Origin of the sequence: Citroniella saccharovorans (assembly GCF_035481615.1) — a bacterium.
Taxonomy (GTDB): Bacteria; Bacillota; Clostridia; order Tissierellales; family Peptoniphilaceae; genus Citroniella; species Citroniella saccharovorans.
Map to the genome: position 1 here is coordinate 697,587 of NZ_JAYKOT010000003.1, position 17,500 is coordinate 715,086.

The 17,500-nt window shown below is 27.6% G+C and carries 20 protein-coding genes and 1 pseudogene; 20 read left to right on the plus strand and 1 reads right to left on the minus strand.

All coding sequences use genetic code 11. From position 1 onward, the window contains the following. Window position 1 precedes the first annotated feature (1 nt). The 18 genes and pseudogenes from VLK81_RS05710 to VLK81_RS05795 all read left to right on the plus strand — a co-directional run bounded on the left by VLK81_RS05710 (window position 2) and on the right by VLK81_RS05795 (window position 14,442). Window positions 2–724, plus strand: coding sequence for a Stp1/IreP family PP2C-type Ser/Thr phosphatase (locus tag VLK81_RS05710; RefSeq protein ID WP_324619697.1), 723 nt, complete (start codon window positions 2–4; stop codon window positions 722–724). Between the two features lie 4 nt (window positions 725–728). Next, entirely contained in the window at window positions 729–2,666 is a 1,938-nt protein-coding gene (gene pknB / locus VLK81_RS05715) for a Stk1 family PASTA domain-containing Ser/Thr kinase (RefSeq protein WP_324619698.1), read from the plus strand. Then, the gene (gene rsgA / locus VLK81_RS05720) at window positions 2,656–3,537 is read left to right on the plus strand and encodes a ribosome small subunit-dependent GTPase A (protein WP_324619699.1); all 882 of its coding nucleotides are present in this window, start codon (window positions 2,656–2,658) and stop codon (window positions 3,535–3,537) included. The genes pknB and rsgA overlap by 11 nt, the downstream gene beginning before the upstream one ends. After that, window positions 3,537–4,196, plus strand: coding sequence for a ribulose-phosphate 3-epimerase (gene rpe / locus VLK81_RS05725; protein ID WP_324619700.1), 660 nt, complete (start codon window positions 3,537–3,539; stop codon window positions 4,194–4,196). The genes rsgA and rpe overlap by 1 nt, the downstream gene beginning before the upstream one ends. Next, window positions 4,165–4,830 (plus strand): thiamine diphosphokinase, encoded by a 666-nt coding sequence (locus tag VLK81_RS05730; RefSeq protein WP_324619701.1) that lies wholly within the window; start codon window positions 4,165–4,167, stop codon window positions 4,828–4,830. The genes rpe and VLK81_RS05730 overlap by 32 nt, the downstream gene beginning before the upstream one ends. A gap of 41 nt (window positions 4,831–4,871) precedes the next feature. Further along, a complete protein-coding gene (locus VLK81_RS05735) occupies window positions 4,872–5,726 on the plus strand; it encodes a YitT family protein (protein WP_324619702.1) in 855 nt (284 codons plus the stop codon). Window positions 5,727–5,757: 31 nt separating this feature from the next. Then, a complete protein-coding gene (locus VLK81_RS05740) occupies window positions 5,758–6,726 on the plus strand; it encodes an RnfABCDGE type electron transport complex subunit D (protein WP_324619703.1) in 969 nt (322 codons plus the stop codon). Next, entirely contained in the window at window positions 6,726–7,334 is a 609-nt protein-coding gene (locus tag VLK81_RS05745) for an FMN-binding protein (protein ID WP_324619704.1), read from the plus strand. The genes VLK81_RS05740 and VLK81_RS05745 overlap by 1 nt, the downstream gene beginning before the upstream one ends. Continuing rightward, on the plus strand, window positions 7,334–7,948 hold the full coding sequence (locus VLK81_RS05750) for an NADH:ubiquinone reductase (Na(+)-transporting) subunit D (protein ID WP_324619705.1): 615 nt from the start codon (window positions 7,334–7,336) through the stop codon (window positions 7,946–7,948). The genes VLK81_RS05745 and VLK81_RS05750 overlap by 1 nt, the downstream gene beginning before the upstream one ends. Window positions 7,949–7,950: 2 nt before the next feature. Beyond that, a complete protein-coding gene (locus VLK81_RS05755; protein WP_324619706.1) occupies window positions 7,951–8,538 on the plus strand; it encodes an NADH:ubiquinone reductase (Na(+)-transporting) subunit E in 588 nt (195 codons plus the stop codon). 9 nt (window positions 8,539–8,547) lie between these two features. After that, on the plus strand, window positions 8,548–9,645 hold the full coding sequence (locus VLK81_RS05760) for an NADH:ubiquinone reductase (Na(+)-transporting) subunit F (protein WP_324619707.1): 1,098 nt from the start codon (window positions 8,548–8,550) through the stop codon (window positions 9,643–9,645). A 47-nt stretch (window positions 9,646–9,692) separates the two neighbouring features. Further along, the gene (locus VLK81_RS05765; RefSeq protein ID WP_324619708.1) at window positions 9,693–10,526 is read left to right on the plus strand and encodes a CvfB family protein; all 834 of its coding nucleotides are present in this window, start codon (window positions 9,693–9,695) and stop codon (window positions 10,524–10,526) included. 3 nt (window positions 10,527–10,529) lie between these two features. Further along, the gene (locus VLK81_RS05770) at window positions 10,530–11,282 is read left to right on the plus strand and encodes a peptidylprolyl isomerase (protein WP_324619709.1); all 753 of its coding nucleotides are present in this window, start codon (window positions 10,530–10,532) and stop codon (window positions 11,280–11,282) included. An 18-nt stretch (window positions 11,283–11,300) separates the two neighbouring features. Beyond that, window positions 11,301–11,669, plus strand: coding sequence for a DUF1292 domain-containing protein (locus tag VLK81_RS05775; RefSeq protein WP_324619710.1), 369 nt, complete (start codon window positions 11,301–11,303; stop codon window positions 11,667–11,669). Further along, on the plus strand, window positions 11,659–12,495 hold the full coding sequence (locus tag VLK81_RS05780; protein WP_324619711.1) for an HAD family hydrolase: 837 nt from the start codon (window positions 11,659–11,661) through the stop codon (window positions 12,493–12,495). The genes VLK81_RS05775 and VLK81_RS05780 overlap by 11 nt, the downstream gene beginning before the upstream one ends. A 21-nt stretch (window positions 12,496–12,516) precedes the next feature. Continuing rightward, window positions 12,517–13,452 (plus strand): annotated as a pseudogene (locus VLK81_RS05785) (TIGR01212 family radical SAM protein); the annotation flags it as partial. Next, window positions 13,421–13,843: a hypothetical protein gene (locus VLK81_RS05790; protein ID WP_324619712.1), complete on the plus strand. Its 423-nt coding sequence runs from the start codon at window positions 13,421–13,423 to the stop codon at window positions 13,841–13,843. The pseudogene VLK81_RS05785 and the gene VLK81_RS05790, both read left to right, overlap by 32 nt. A gap of 26 nt (window positions 13,844–13,869) precedes the next feature. After that, entirely contained in the window at window positions 13,870–14,442 is a 573-nt protein-coding gene (locus tag VLK81_RS05795) for a DUF6648 family protein (RefSeq protein WP_324619713.1), read from the plus strand. 5 nt (window positions 14,443–14,447) lie between these two features. Here the strand turns inward: VLK81_RS05795 and VLK81_RS05800 are convergent, their stop codons facing one another. Continuing rightward, complete coding sequence (locus VLK81_RS05800) at window positions 14,448–14,864, minus strand: hypothetical protein (RefSeq protein WP_324619714.1); 417 nt, start codon at window positions 14,862–14,864, stop codon at window positions 14,448–14,450. 84 nt (window positions 14,865–14,948) lie between these two features. Here VLK81_RS05800 and VLK81_RS05805 point away from each other — a divergent pair, with 84 nt between their 5' ends. Next, on the plus strand, window positions 14,949–15,923 hold the full coding sequence (locus tag VLK81_RS05805) for an RluA family pseudouridine synthase (protein ID WP_324619715.1): 975 nt from the start codon (window positions 14,949–14,951) through the stop codon (window positions 15,921–15,923). Next, complete coding sequence (locus VLK81_RS05810) at window positions 15,913–17,496, plus strand: nucleoside kinase (protein WP_324619716.1); 1,584 nt, start codon at window positions 15,913–15,915, stop codon at window positions 17,494–17,496. Before VLK81_RS05805 ends, VLK81_RS05810 begins: the two co-directional genes overlap by 11 nt. Window positions 17,497–17,500: the final 4 nt, after the last annotated feature.

A 17,500-nucleotide genomic window follows, 5' to 3' on the forward strand; every position in this document is an offset into this window, starting at 1 on the left:
GATGAACATATTTTATAGAAGTGATATAGGTAAGGTTAGAAAAACAAATGAAGATTCTTATTTAATTGTTGAAAAAGATGATTATACTCTTTTAATTATAGCTGATGGAATGGGCGGTCATAAAGCAGGTGAAGTAGCTTCTAAAATTGCTGTAGATAGTATTAAATTATACTTTGAAAACAAATATGAGGATAATAAAGATTTTGGAGTATTATTAACTAAAGCAATTAAATTTGCTAATCAAGAAATTAATAAAAAATCCAAGGAGTCAGAAGAATATTTCAACATGGGTACCACTGTTGAAGCCTGCGTATTAACTACAGAAAAACTTATTATCGGTCACGTTGGGGATAGTAGAGTTTATTATTTTAATAATAAGGAGTTAAAACAAATAACTAAAGATCACTCCCTTTTTAATGACCTTATTGATCATGGCAATGTATCAGTAGAAGAAGCTAAAGAAATAGGTCATAAGAATATTATTACTAGAGCTTTAGGTGGAGAAGAAAAAGTTAAAGTAGATATATTTACACTGGATACCAAGTATATGAATGGCATTTTAATTTGTACTGATGGGATTACTAGTATGGTATCTGATGATGATATATTTGAAATTTTAAAAAGTGATTATAAACTTGAAGAAAAAACTAATTTAATTGTCGATAAAGCAAATGAAAATGGCGGAAGAGATAATTCTACTATTATTATTGTAGGTTTGAGGTGATATTATGATTGGTAGAACTTTAGGTAATAGATACAATATAATAGAAAAAGTTGGAACAGGTGGAATGGCTTATGTTTATAAAGCTGAGGACAAAATTTTAAAAAGACTTGTTGCAATTAAAGTTTTAAAAGAACAATTTATTGAGGATCAAGAATTTTCTAAAAAATTTGAAATTGAAGCTCAATCTGCTGCTAGATTATCTCATCCAAACATTGTTAATGTGTACGATGTAGGAACAGATAGAATTGATGATAGAATCATTCATTATATAGTAATGGAATACATTAATGGAAGAACTCTTAAAGATTTAATTAGAGAAAAGGGCAAACTTTCTACTACTGAAGCTGTAAGCTATTCAAAACAAATTGCTAGTGCACTTGATTTAGCACATAGAAATGGAATTATTCATAGAGATATAAAACCGCAAAATATAATGATAAATGATGAAGGTATGGTTAAGGTTACAGATTTTGGAATTGCCAGAATATCATCCTCAGCTACCATAACTTATACTTCATCTATTCTTGGAACTGTTCACTATATCTCTCCAGAACAAGCAAAGGGAAGTTTTATTGACTATAAATCAGATATTTACTCACTAGGAATTGTTATGTATGAGATGTTAACAGGCAGAGTTCCTTTTGATGCAGAAAATTCAGTTGGAATAGCTCTTGCACATATTCATGAAAAGGTAGAAGCACCAAGAATTTTAAACCCATCTATTAGCCCAAGACTTAATTCAATTGTATTAAAAGCTTTGGAAAAAAATCCAGAGAATAGATTTTCTAGTTGTAGAGAACTTATACGTGCTTTAAACTCTAGAGATATTTTTTCTGATATTTCTAATAGGGCTGTTTATAATCCTAATTCTAAAAAGAAAGATCAAGAAAAAAAAGTAGCTATATATAAAACTGATCATCAACAAGAACGGGCTGATAAAAAAAATCAAAAAAACAAAAAAAATGTCTTTCTTAAAATTTTAGCTTCTTTAATAATTATTTCAATTCTATTTTTTGTAGCTAGAGGTTTATCTAATACTTTCAAAAAAAATGAAGTAGAGATACCTAGTGTAGTAAATAAGTCTGAAGCTGAGGCCCTTGCACTCATATTAAATAGTAATTTAAAATACAGCATAAAAAGAGTATATTCTGATAAGGTAGATAAAGGATATGTAATCAGTCAAAGTCCAAACGGTGGAGAAATGGCAACAAAGGGTTCTCTCGTTGAAATTCAAATTTCTGATGGTGTTGAAACTGTTAAAATGCCTTCTATTAAGGGGCAGACTTTACAGAGTGCAAAAGCAATACTGGAACCGTTAGGTTTAAGTATTGAAACTGAAAGATATGAGTTTAACGATAGTATAGAAGAAGGCAAAATAATTAGCCAACATCCAGAAGCTAATGAAGAAGTTTCTACAAATTCTCAGATTGAAGTTACTCTTAGCAAGGGCAAAGAAGTTAAGACTGTTAAAATGCCAAATTTGCTAGGATCATCAGAACAAGCTGCACTAAAAACAATAGAAGATATGAAACTAAAAAATGGTGATTTAGAGAAAAGATACTCAGACGAATATCCCGAAGGAACTGTTATGTGGCAATCTTATGATCAAGGTACAGAATTAAAAGAAGGAACTGCTATTGATATTTTAATTAGTAAAGGTAAGAGTAAGAATAATATTACTGGTATTCCTAGTGGAGCAATAAACCTTGCTGAAGATGAAAATAATACAGAACAAGTTAAAATTTTCAGTATGCAGATAGAACCACCGACAGATAGAGAGAATTTTAAGGTTAAAATTATTAGAATTTATAATGGAAATGAAAAGGAAGTATATAACAAGGCACATAATAGTAAGGACGGTTCTTTTACTATTGATTTTGTAGACTATTCTTCTAGTAAATTTAAAATCTTTTTTGATGACGAGCTAGTACATGAAAACTAATGAATTAATTGGAACTGTTGTAAAAACGCAAAGAGAACTTTATTATGTTCAAACTGAAGATGAACTTATAACTTCTAAGGCTAGGGGACTTTTTAGAAAATCAGATCAAAGTCCATTAGTTGGAGATAAGGTTTTAGTAACTGTGTCAAAAGAAGATAAAGGAGGATATATAACTAAAATCTTACCAAGAAAAAATATTCTGAAAAGACCAAAAGTTGTGAATATTGATTTAGCATTTCTAGTTTTTTCTATCAAACATCCTAATTTAAATTTATATTTATTGGATAAAAACCTTATTATTAATGAATATTTAAAAGTTGAGACATCAATAATTTTTACAAAAACAGATAATTCAGATATTAAAGAAATAGAGAATCTAAAAAAGATGTATGAAGATATAGGATATAGAGTTTTTTTAAGTTCTATTTTTGATGATGAAGGAGTAAAAATTATTAAAAGAGAAGTAAAAAATAGAATTGTTTCATTTTCTGGACCTAGTGGAGTTGGAAAAACAAGTCTTATTTCAAAAATTTTGGGAAAAGATTTAGAAATAGGTGAGATTTCTAATAAAACCAAAAGAGGAAAGAACACTACCAGACATACAGAATTATTTGTAACAGATAATAAGGGATTTATACTAGATACACCAGGTTTTAGCTCCATAAACTTAGATATTGATTATGATTTTAAACTTGATTCACTTTTTAGAGAGTTCAAAAAATATAGTGGACAATGTAAGTACAATGATTGTTTACATTTAAATGAACCTGATTGCAAAATTAAAGAAAATATAAAAAATACAATTTATCAAACAAGATATGATAATTATAAAATGTTTTTAAATGAGATCAAAAATAATAGGAGGTTTTAATGTTAGAATTAGCACCATCTCTTCTTTCTGCAAATTTTTATAATTTAAAAGAAGATTTAAGTAAATTAAAAAAAACAGATGTGAAATATATACATCTAGATGTAATGGATGGCAATTTTGTTCCAAATATTAGTTTTGGCCCTGGCCTTATAAAAAGCTTAAGACCATACACTGATTTAATTTTTGATACACACTTGATGATAGAAAACCCTGAAAAGTATGTTGAAGATTTTGTAAATTGCGGAAGTGATATTATTACTTTTCACCTTGAAGCTACAAAACATCCACATAGTTTAGTTCAAAAAATAAAGTCTTATGGTAAAAAAGCAGGAATTTCTTTGAATCCTTCTAGCTTAGAACAGGACTTAGTATATCTTTTAGAAGATCTTGATCTCGTACTTGTAATGAGTGTAAACCCTGGTTTTGGTGGACAAAAATTTATAGATTCTCAACTTAATAAAATTGAAAATTTAAGGAAAATTAAAGAAGAAAAGAATTACAATTATATAATTGAAGTAGATGGTGGAATTAAGTCTACAAATGTGACCAAGGCAATTGAAAGTGGAGCTGAACTCATTGTATCTGGATCGGATGTTTTTAAGGCTGAAGATCTTATAGATAGAGTTAATGAATATTATGATATTTTCAAAAGATATTAATTCTAAAAATATTATTCTAGTTTCAGGAGGAGATGCGAGCATACCAAAATTAGAGCAGTCATTAAATTATAAATTAGTAATTGCAGCTGATAGTGGTGTAGATAATTGCTTAAAGCTAGGCCTTATTCCAGATTTAGTTATTGGTGATTTAGACTCAATCTCAAATGATTCTCTTAATTTTATTAAAAGTCATAAAATAAAGATATTTAAATATCCGGTAGATAAGGATATGACAGATACTGAACTTGTACTTTTTTATATACAAAACAATTGTCCAACAGATACTACGCTATACATTTTCGGGTTCAATGGCAGTAGATTAGATCATTCGCTAATTAATATCTTACTTCTAGATAGGTATAGTAAGTTTTTCAAAATTAAATTAATTAATGATAATAATATTATTCAATTAATAGAAAAGAAAATGATTTTTCCAAAAGATAATTATTACTATTCTCTAGTACCAATATCAAATGATGGGATTGTTGTAAGTTTAATAGGTTTTAAATTTCCATTAAACAGTAAGAAAATTGAATTTTCATCTTCTCTAGCCATAAGTAATAAAATCATTGATAAAGAAGCAGTAATTTATTTGCATAGTGGTTGTGGGATTTTGATTAGGTCTTTTGAATAAAATGAAGTCAATATGTTATAATAAAGTAGACGGAGGTCATTATGGGTAAATTTTTAAAAAAATTATTTATTATTACATTTGCAATGATTTTTGTATCAGCAGGTATTTATTATTTATGGATTCCTTTAAATTTAGCTCCTGGTGGTACTACAGGGTTAACAGTTATTATAAAATCGTTTTTTCCAGGTCTATCGGTATCTTTAGCACTTGGATGCATTAATATATTTTTGCTGCTTTGCGGCTTTATATTTATTGGTAAAGAATTTGGCGGTTGGACCATTTATTCTTCTATTGTATTAAGTGGAATTATTAAACTTTTTGAGATATTTTATCCAGCTAATAAACCTTTAGTAGATAACACTTTATTATGTTTGATTTTTGGTGGTATTTGCGTTGGACTTGGAATAGGAATTGTTTTTAATCAAAACGCTTCTACTGGAGGCACTGATATTGTTGCAAAAATACTAAATAAATATTATCATATATCACTTTCTAACGCTGTTTTAATTGCCGATCTAACAATTACAATAGTTGCTACTTTTATTGTAGGTTTAGAAATCGGAATGTATTCTATGCTTGGAATTATGATTAACAGCATTATAATTGACAAAGTAATTTCCGGATTTAATACTAGAATAAAAATGCTAATTATTTCTGATAAATATGATGATATTAATGTTTTCTTAAATAAAGAAGTAGGTCGAGGAACTACAATTTATGATGCTGAGGGAGGATTTGGATACAGTAAGAAAAAAGTTGTAACAACAGTTCTTGCAAAGGCTGAATATGTTAAAGCTAAACAGTATATTGGAATGATTGATCCAAATGCTTTTATTATCACAAACTCAGTAAATGAAGTTGTTGGTGAAGGATTTACTTATGAGAAAATTGTTTAGTATTTTTAGTATATAAAAAGGAGGAGATAAATTGGAACTTTATAATAAGTATTTTATGAAGCAAAAGATGATGAGGACTCTATTAAAAACACTTGTTATTATACTTATATTTTCTATTTATTTTCAAGGTTTAAGAGTATTAGCATTAACTTTTGTAAATGTGTTGGCGGCTTGTATAGTTGAGTTTATTTTTGAAAAAAAGATAAATAAAAAAACAAAGATTTCGGAAGCAGCAATAGTTACTGCAATTCTTTACACTTTTACTCTCCCAGTAAGTCTGCCATTCTGGATTAGTATTGTTGGAATAATTGTTGGAATTTTCTTTGGAAAGATGGTATTTGGAGGATTTGGCAGGAATATATTTAACCCTGCATTAGTTGGTAGAGCATTTATTTATATTAATTTTCCTCAACAACTTACAATTTTCTGGAATGAAACAGCTAAGCTAGGAGATTTTCCTGGAGGATTTACAAAGTGGATTTATCCGATTTTAGATCAAAATACAGCTGCAACACCTATGATAGATTATAAGGCTAGTGGAGTACTACCGAAACTGCAAGACTTATTAATTGGTGATATTTCTGGAGTTATTGGGGAGACCTCAAAAATTTTAATAATTATTCTAGCTATATATTTAGTCTATAAAAAAGTTGCTTCATGGGAAATTATGGTTGGATCAGCAATAGGATTTACAGCTTTGAGTTATATACTTATTGCACTAGGATTCGAAGAAGTTATGAATCCTCTATACGGTATGCTTGTTGGTGGATTCTTATTAGGAACATGCTTTATGGCTACTGATCCAATTTCTGCAGCAAAAACTCCTACTGGAAAGTGGCTATATGGAATTATAGTTGGAATTGTTACTGTAATTATTAGAAGTTTCGCTCTTTTCGCTGGTGGTATGATGTTTGCTATATTAATAGGAAATACATTTGCACCAATTATTGACTATACAGTTAAGTATTTTAAGTCTAGGAAAAAAGAGGTGAAAGCATAATGAATACAAAAAAGAAAAAATCACTTATATATCCTGTATTATTTATGACAGCTCTTACTTTATTTACTACTTTAATACTTGCTATATTAAATCAATCTACACTAGATATTGTAAAAGCAAATCAAGAATTAGAACTTAGAAAAAAAATACTGTATGTTTTTAATTCTTATGACGAAAATATGACAAATGATGAAGTTAATAAGCTTTTTGAAGAAAAGATTACAGAAGAAGACTATAAGGAAGACATGCCAATATACACTTTTAAGTCAGATGAAGGATCTTTAAAAGCTATACCTTTTGAAGGACCTGGACTTTGGGGATTAATAACAGGATATATTGGTGTTGATGAATCTTTAAATAATGTAAAGGGAGTGGAATTTATATCTCAAAATGAAACGCCAGGTTTAGGTGGAAGAATTTCAGAGAATCCATATAAAGAACAATATAGAAATATTGATATTTCAGGAAGAGATAATAATTTTATAATGAATAATCCTAGTCCTGATGGAAATATTGATGCCATTGCTGGAGCCACTCAAACTTCAAATTTCGTTACTCAAATGATTAATAAAGCATTAAGTGAATATAAGGGAGGAGGAAATAAATAATGTCTAGTTCTAAAAACAAGAAAATTCTTTTAACTGGTTTAAGAGATGATAATCCTATTATTATTCAAGTAATCGGTATTTGTTCAGCTCTTGCAGTAACAAATTTAATGATGAACTCTCTTATAATGGGACTTGCGTTAACTTTTGTAACAGGACTTTCCTCTTTTACAATTTCTTTAATTAGAGAAAAAACGCCAGCTCATATTAGAATGATGGTTCAAGTGTTAATTATTTCTGTTTTTGTTATTATAGTTGACCTTTTTTTAAAAGCTTTTATGCCTGATATGAGTAAAGCTTTAGGCCCATACGTAGGTTTAATTATTACAAACTGTATTATTATGGGTAGGGCAGAAGCATTTGCTATTTCAAATCCACCAATTCCTTCACTAATTGATGGGATTGCTGCAGGATTAGGTTATACAGTAGTTTTACTATCTATTGCATTTATAAGAGAGATTTTAGGATTTGGATCTATTTTTGGTATTAGAATCATGCCTCAAGGTTTTACTAGTTGGACTATGATGATTATGCCTCCAGGAGCTTTTTTTATACTAGCAATATTTATGTGGATTGCTAGAAGGAAACAAGATCCAGAAGAGAAAGGAGCTAAATAGATATGAATATACATCCATTAGTTATATTCTTTGCTTCAATATTTACCAGCAATATGATATTTTCTAATTTTTTAGGAATGTGTTCTTTTATTGCAGTTTCTAAGGAAGTACCTACTGCTATTGGACTAGGAGTTGCAGTTACATTTGTGTTAACATTTACTACGATTCTTAACTATATCATATACCATAATATATTATTACCATTAGGTTTAGATTATCTAAGATTTATAGTATTTATACTAACAATAGCAGCTTTTGTTCAACTACTAGAGATGATTCTTGAAAAATATATTCCAAATTTATACTATGCATTAGGTATATTTTTACCATTAATAACTGTTAATTGTGCTATTCTCGGAGTTTCGCTTTTTATGGTTATTAGAGGCTATAGTTTTATGCAAACTGTATTTTTTGGATTAGGTTCTGGATTAGGTTGGGCACTTGCGATTGTATCAATGGCTGGTATAAGAGCCAGGATCAATGAAGATGCACTGCCAAAAGGTTTAAAAGGTCCAGCCATAACACTTATTATAACTGGAATTATGGCAATGGCATTTATTGGCTTTTCTGGAATTGTACAAATTTCTTAGGAGGTAATCATGAAAAGTATTATAATTACAGTTTTAGTTATCTCTTTAATTTCATTTGTATTAGCTCTATTACTTACATTAGCAGATAAGTATATTGCTGATTATGGCGAGGTTACTTTAAAAATAAATGATAAAGATCCAGTTACAGTTCCTGGAGGAAATAGCTTATTATCTACATTAAGAGATCAAAAAGTATTTATTCCTTCAGCTTGTGGAGGTAAAGGATCTTGTGGATATTGTAAGGTTAAAGTTCTTAAGGGCGGAGGTCCAGTATTAGCAACTGAAAAACCTTGGCTATCAAATGAAGAAATGGAATCTCATACTAGACTTTCTTGCCAATTAAAAGTTAAAGAAAATATTGAAATTGAAATTCCTGAAGAACTATTTAATGTAAAAGAATATGATACAAAAGTTGTTAATATTGAAGATGTAACTGATAGAATTAAAAAAATTACATTTGAACTTCCAGAAGGAGAAGAAATTAAATTTAAGCCAGGTCAATATATGCAGCTTAAAGCACCTGAATATGAAGGTAACGACGAAGAGGTATACAGAGCATACTCTATAGCTTCATCAGCTAAAGACAAAAGGCATATAGAGCTTTTAATTGGTTTTACTGGTGGTATTGCTACAACTTATGTTCATAAGTTTTTAAAGGTTGGGGATACCGTTAATTTAAATGGTCCATATGGTGACTTTTATTATAAGGACGATGATGGAGAAAAGATGGTTTTTGTTGCAACAGGAACTGGATTTGCTCCAATTAGATCAATTTTATATCATATGAAAGATAATGATATTAAACGTGAAGCTGTATTTATTTTTGGATCTAAAACTACAAAAGATTTATTCCTTCTAGATGAACTTAAGATGTTTGAAGATAGCTTGAACTTTAAATTTATGCCTGTTTTATCTAGAGTTACAGATGAAATGAATTGGAAAGGTGATACTGGTCACGTTGATGATTCAATAAGAAAACACCTTATTAATGGTGAAAAATATGCATGCTATTTATGTGGTAGTCCGAGAGTTATTGATTCAACAGTTGCAGCTCTTAAAGAAAAAGGTGTTAGTGAGGATAAAATATTTTACGATAAATTTGAATAAAAGCGATGATTTTCATCGCTTTTATTTATTTTTTGTTAGGAGAATTTATGTTAGGTGAATATGTAAATGCAAAAATTAAATGTGTTACAAATCAAAATATATTTCTAGAAACAGTTGATTTTAATTCAAAATATGATGTAATTCTAGATAAAGAAGATTTTGAACATATCGATAAAAGTGGAGAATTTAAAGCTTTTATATATATGTTTAATGAAAGAAAATATTATGCAACTACAAAAAGGCCCTTGATAACTGTTGGAGAATTAGCGAGGCTAGAGGTTGTGGATGTAAAAAAATATGGTGCATTTTTAGATTGGGGGCTAAAAAAAGATTTATTTATGCCTTCACAAGAATATAATCAAAAAATTGCAAAAAATACCTTCTATTTAGTTTATCTTTATGTTGATACATCTAAAAGACTTTGTGCAACTATGAGAGTTAAAGAATATTTAAAATCGGATTCTGATTATGATGTAAATGATTGGGTGAGTGGCACTATTATTACAATTAATAATAATTTTGGTGCTTTTGTTGCAGTTGATAATAAATATGATGCTCTTATACCGAATGATGAAATATTTGGTGTTTTAGAAGTAGGTGAGATAATTAAAGCCAGAGTATATTCAAAAAATAAGGATGGTAAACTTAATCTTACTCTTAGGGACAGGTCTTATAATGTAATAAACGAAGATAAAGAAGTCATATTTAACAAACTATCAGAAAGAGGTGGTTTCTTACCATATAATGATTATACTGATGCGCAAATAATTAGAAAAGTATTTAAAATGAGTAAATCTAGTTTTAAAAGAGCTATAGGTTCTCTATTAAAAGACAAGAAAATTACAATAAAAGATGATGGAATATATAAAACAAAGGAGTAGATTATGATAGAAGAAAAAATATTAGCTAAAATAGACGATAAAGTTATAACTTATGATGACGTCCAAAATTTTATTAATCTTTTAGATCCTAAAACGCAAGCTGCATTAAATAATGATGAAGGGATTAAAAAAATTCTTAACGAATTAGTTACACAAGAATTATTACTTAAAGAGGCAAGAGAAAAAGAATTAGATAAGGAAAAGGAATTTATTGATCAAAGAAATAAACAAGAAGAAAATCTTCTAAAGCAATATTCAATTGCAAAACTATTTAGCGGTATTAAAATTACCGATGAAGACTTACTAAACTATTATGAATCTCACAAAGAATATTTTGTTACTGGAGATACCTATGAAGCAAGTCATATTCTAGTTAAAACAAAAGAAGAGGCAGAGAATGCTAAAAATAGATTAGAAAAAGAAAGTTTTGAGGATGTTGCAAAAGATATTTCTACTTGTCCGTCAGGTGAAAATGGTGGCTATCTAGGAATATTCAAAAGTGAACAAATGGTAGCTGAATTTAGTGAAGCTTTAAAAAAATTAAATAAAAATGAAATTTCTGACCCAGTAAAAACTAATTTTGGGTATCATATAATAAAGCTAATCAATTATAATGAAAAGTCTATAATTTCTTTTGAACAAGCAAAGGAAGAAATTAAAAGACAGTTTTTAGCTTTAAAGCAACAAGAGGTATATATTGATAAAGCTAATGAGCTTAAGAAGAAATATAATACTCAAATTTTTTTAAACGATTAATTTTAAGGGGGAAAATTAATGAACTCTAATGAAAAAGATTTAAATAATCTTAACAATGGACATCATTCATGTGAATGTGGATGCAATTGTGATTTTCATGATCATGAATTAGATGATGATTTGGAAGAAATGGAATCTATTATTTTAACTCTAAATGATGGAAGAGTTATTGATTGTGCAGTACTAGGAATTTTTGATAGTGGTGAAAATGAATATATAGCCTTAGTTGATACCTCATCTGATGAAGAAATGGTTCTTATTTATAGATATATTGAGGATGAAAATCTTGAAGAAGGTTTTAAGTTAGAGAACATAGAAAATGATGAAGAATATAATAAGGTAATAGATACTTTTTCAGAAATATTTATTGATGAAGTTGAAGAGTAGGTTAATTTGCTTAGATTTAGATGGTACACTACTAAATGATGATAAAATTATTCCTAAAAAAACTTTAGATTATCTTAATTTTTTGGTTAAAAATGACTCTTTTATTGCAATAGCAACTGGTAGGCATTTAGATTATGCAGAGTATCTTACAAGAAAAATTACCAGAAATAAATTTATCGTATCGACTAATGGAGCAATTACATTTTATAAACCTATTGGTATAATAAATAAAGTTTATTTAGATAGTAACTTAGTTATTAAGATTATTGAATGTGCAAAAGATAATAATTTATATCCTAATTTATATTATAACCCTTATGAATTTGGTTATGATATGTTAGTTACAAACAAGAAAAGTATTAATTTTTTAGCTCAAAACATTGTAAGAGATTTATCTAGGATAGCTAATTTGGATAAATTCACTGCAGAAAATGTACTCTCTATAACAATTAACTCTAATACAGAACAAATTGAATTATTTTTAAAAAATATTGAATCTCAATTAAAAAATTCATCAACTTATCATATTATGAATTCTTCTTATACTGATGAATCTCTTTTAGAGATAATGGGACTGAATGTAACTAAATGGTCTGGAATTAAAAATATAATTAGAAAACTGAATTTTGATAAATTGGAAATTATTTCATTTGGCGATGATATTAACGACTATACAATGCTAAAAAATAGTGACATCTCTTTTGTTATGAAAAACTCAAATAATGATTTTTTACTAGATAGATTTAATAAAACTTTATATACTAATAATGAAAATGGGGTATTTTATGAGCTTAAAAGAATCTATGATGGTGAGTCCATATCATAAGTTTTCCATTTTTTTAAAAATAAATATGGGGAAAAGGTTTATAAAATTCCGCTTAAAATAAAAGGTACATGCCCTAACAGGTTAATTTTTGGGAAATCATGTGCATTTTGCGGAGATGAGGGTGGATCATTTGAGAATTTAGATGAAAATATACCTTTAAAGGACCAGCTTTATCAAAACATAGAATATATATCAAATAAATATAAGGCAAAAAAATTTATTGGATACTATCAAAATTATACTAATACATTTGTAGACTTTACTTATTTCAAAAATATGATAGAGGTATGTATTAGAAAGGACATAGTAGCTATATATATTTCTACAAGACCCGATGCAATTACTGATGAACAACTTGAATTTTTGTCTAATGTAAAATATAATAATAATATAGATATCGTTTTAGAGTTAGGTTTACAAAGCATCAACTATAAAACTTTAAAAAGAATTAATAGAGGTCATAGCCTAGCTCAATATATCTATACAGTCAACAAATGTAGGAATTTTAATATTGATATTTGCACACACTTGATTTTTGGGCTTCCTGGAGACAACAAGGAAGATGTTGTAGAAGCAGCTAAAATTTTATCAGCTCTAAAAACTCAACAAGTAAAAATCCATAGTCTTTATATTTTAGAAAATACAGATTTTGGTAATCTTTATAAAAAAGGAGAATTAAAATTAATATCTAAAGATGATTATGTAGATTGGGTGATAACATTTTTAGAATATTTAGATCCAAGTGTAGTTGTACAAAGATTAATTGGGAGAAGTCCTGAGGATGTAAGTTTATTTTCAAATTGGGATACATCTTGGTGGAAGATTGTAGATTCAATTGAGAAAGTAATGAATGAAAATGGCCTTAAGCAAGGTGATAAGTTTAATTATTTAGAACCTATTAAATATAAGAAAGGTGGAAAAAACAATGATAAAATTTGTGTTAGGACCAAAGGGTAGTGGAAAAACAAAATGGCTTATTGATGGAGCTAATCTAGACAAGAAAGAGGGACATGGAAATATTGTATTTGTAGATACTGATGATTCACATATTTTTTCTTTAGATCATTCAGTTAGATTAGTAAATGCAAATGATTTTGGTATTTCTACTCCAGATGAGTTTTATGCTTTTCTTTGTGGTATAGTTTCAAGAGATTTTGATATTGAAAAGATTTATGTAGATGGAATATATGAAATTCTTGAATTTACTAATGAAGAATTATCTAGATTTGAAGAAAGATTACTAGGAATTTCAGAAAAATATGAAGTGACATTCTTGATCGGTTTAAATAAATCAAGTGAAGAATTAAAGGGAGTAATAAAAGGTACTCCAGTTGAATTAGAAGCATAATTTTTTAGGCATCCTTTAATTAAAGGATGCCTAATTTAAGAAAGAGTAAAATGTTTGAGACAGAAAATAAAATTTTAAAATCTTTTCTTAAAGAAAGAGAATTGATTATTGACAAACTAAGCAAAGAAGAAATTGATAAAAGAGAGTTTTTAATTGAGAACTTTGAAATTATTAAAAAATTTAATATAAAACCTTTTAATAAACTTAATACAGTTAATAAATGCCTGTACAATTACCAGTATTATAATATACTTGCGAAGTATTATAAATTTCAGCTTGATTCTATACCTAATAGAAAGAAGATATGTAGTAGAGGCAGATTATGTAAGTGCAATATAAATAATTATTATATTGAAAAAGACAAGGCTACCTTTGCAATGCTTAATATATTAGGCAAGGAGGACTTAGTTTCATACCCTCTTATTCTAAACTCTTCCAGGCTTAACTTAAAACTTATAGAAATAATTTTACTTAATTATGATAAGATTATTTTACATACAATTAGTAATGACATTAAAAATGAACTTATAAAAAAAGGCGTTTTTAGTTTTTCACCTAGAGAATCTAAGATAAATCACTATGTTAACGCCTCATATTAGTATATTTATTTTTTTAATATATTTATTATATCTTCATTTGATTGGCCATAGGTGAATTGAAATTCTCCGGATGGCTTATTTTCATCTGTAAAGTTTTCATTTAGTAGTTTTAGAAAAACAAATTTATCTGAAATTAATTCATAGTCAAATAAAATTTTTGTTATTCCTTCTAAGGAAGTACCTTCAGATATATTTACTTTAATTTTTTCACCTATTAAAGAAGAGTTTAAAGTAGCACTTTTTTCAATACCAAGTGTAGTTTCTATTGCACTTGAGGTTTTAGATACAATAGGAAGCTGTTCATTAAAAAGAACCTCAAGCCTCCAAAGAATTACTAAAACTGCAATTCCTACAATAAGTAGCATAAGTATATATTCAAATATATCATATAAAGTATCTATAATAAAATTAATTGCTTTCATTTTTATCCTTTCTGAAATTATTTTTTATTTATTGTATAATTAATATATATCTATATTATACCACAAAATAAGGCGAGGTAAAAATTGAAACATTTAGTTATTGATGAAACAAGTAAAGATCAAAGGTTAGATAGATTTTTAATGAAATATTTAAATAAGGCTGGCAAGAGTTTTATTCAAAAACAAATTAGACTAAAAAAGATTAAAGTTAATAAAAAAAAAGCTGAACCTTCAACTTTTTTAAAATTAGGTGATGTTGTAAATATTTATATGTATGATGAGAAGATTAATGAACTAAGGGAAATTGAAAGCATCTCCTCTCTTGATTTTAAAGATTTAGTTTTTATTTATGATGACGAAAATTTATCTATTCTTTATAAAAGAGAAGGGCTACTTGTTCATGCCGCATCTAAAGATGATTATGGGAAAAATCTACTAGATAAATATGTAAATTACCTTATTAAAAATGGAGAATTTATACCTAGACTTTCTCCAACTTTTACACCAGCCTTTTGTAATAGGCTGGATTTAAATACCAGAGGATTAATTATTGCCTGCAAAAATTATGAGACATTAAAAAAACTTAATTTAAGTATAAAAAAAAGAAATATAGAAAAAAGATATAGGACAATTGTTTCAGGAGAGGTAAAAGCCGATAGAACAATTGAACTAACTATTAGTAAGAAAAATAATAAAAACATGATGGAAGTAAGTAATGATGGGAAAGATTGTATAACTGAGATTTTTCCAATTATTAGTAAAAATGGGTATACATTGTTAGATATTAATTTAATTACTGGTAGAACTCATCAAATTAGACTATCTCTATCTGAAATAGACCATCCAATTATTGGCGATAGAAAATATGGCAAGAGAATTGTTAATGAAAATTTATATGATAAATATGGTTTAAGAAACCAATATCTTATTGCATATAAATTAAAATTTGGTGACATGGAAAAAGGCTTAGAATATCTTAATAATAAAGAATTTAAAATTGATAATATATATTATGGAGAAATAGAAAAAAAATTATTGGGTGATTTTTATGAATTATAAAACGATAAAAGAGTATGTAGATCAAAACTATGAAAATCCAAACAATTATTTTGGTGCTATTATAGACAACACTGTCTATAGCCTAAATCATTCCTTTTATCCAAACAAAAAAATTGAATTATTAAAAGCAAATACTAAAGATGGATTTAATATTCTTTATAGGACTATGATACTTACAATACAGTTGGCACTGAATAGAATTTATCCTAATAAATTAGTTTCAGTAGAACATTTTATTGGAAGAGGTCTTTACCTAGAATTTTCCAGAGGGGTTCAGGTTAATAGAAAATTTATAGATAGATTAGATGAAGAAATTAGGAAGATTATTTTTGAAGATATAAAAATTATAAGAAAAAAAGTAAGTTTACAAGAAGCTTTAAGGATTTTTAAAGAGCATGGATATAAGGAAAAGACTGACTTACTAGAAACATTGGATAGGGAAGATGTAGATATATATTTTGCAGATAAAATTCCTTTTACATTTCATGGATATTTAGCTCCATCTACTTCTTATATTACTGATTTTAAATTGCAAATATATCATCCAGGAATAGTTGTATTATTTAAAATTGATGAAGATAAAGATCTTTTTTTTGAAGAAGAAATAAATTTATCAAAATCATTTTCTAAGTCGAAAAAATGGACTAACCTACTAGATATAGGATATGTGCATAATGTTAATGAAATAATTAAAGATAATCAAGAGAGACTTTTGATAGAAGTAAGTGAAGCTTATTTTGAGAATGAAATATCAAAATTATGTGACGAAATAGTTGAAGATGATGATATTAATTTTATTCTTCTTGCAGGACCATCTTCTTCAGGAAAAACAACAACAGCGAATAGGATTAAAGTTCAATTAACCGTTAGGGGAAAAAAACCTTTTCTAATTTCTACTGATGATTACTTTACTAGTCTAAGTGAAAGAGTTTTATTGGAAGATGGAAAACCTGATTTTGAGTCCGTAAATGCTATTGATATTAAAAGATTTAATGAGGATATGATATCACTGCTAGATGGAAAAGCAATTACACTTCCTAAATATAATTTTGAAATGGGCAAAAGTGAAACAACAAATACCAAAATTTATTTAGATAGAAATCATCCTGTCTTAATTGAGGGGACCCATGCACTTAATCCTGAACTAACTAAATTAATTTCAGAAAAGAATAAATATAAAATTTATATAAGCTCTTTAACTCAACTTAATTTAGATATGCATAATAGGATATCTACAACAGATGTAAGATTATTAAGAAGGCTTATAAGAGATGCGAGATATAGAAATTTTTCAGCATTAAATACATTAGAACACTGGGAAAGCGTTCTTGAAGGGGAAAGAAAATATATTTTCACTTATCAAGATTCTGCTGATTTTCAGCTAGATTCTTCACTTATATATGAAATAAATGCATTAAAAAAATATGCAAAAGAATTACTTTTAGAAATCGGAAAAGAAAACGCAGTATATAAGGAAGCAAAAAGATTATTAAAGTTTTTAGACTATTTTATTGAATTGGAAGATGAAAAATATATTCCAATTAACTCAGTTTTAAGAGAATTTATAGGTTAGGAGA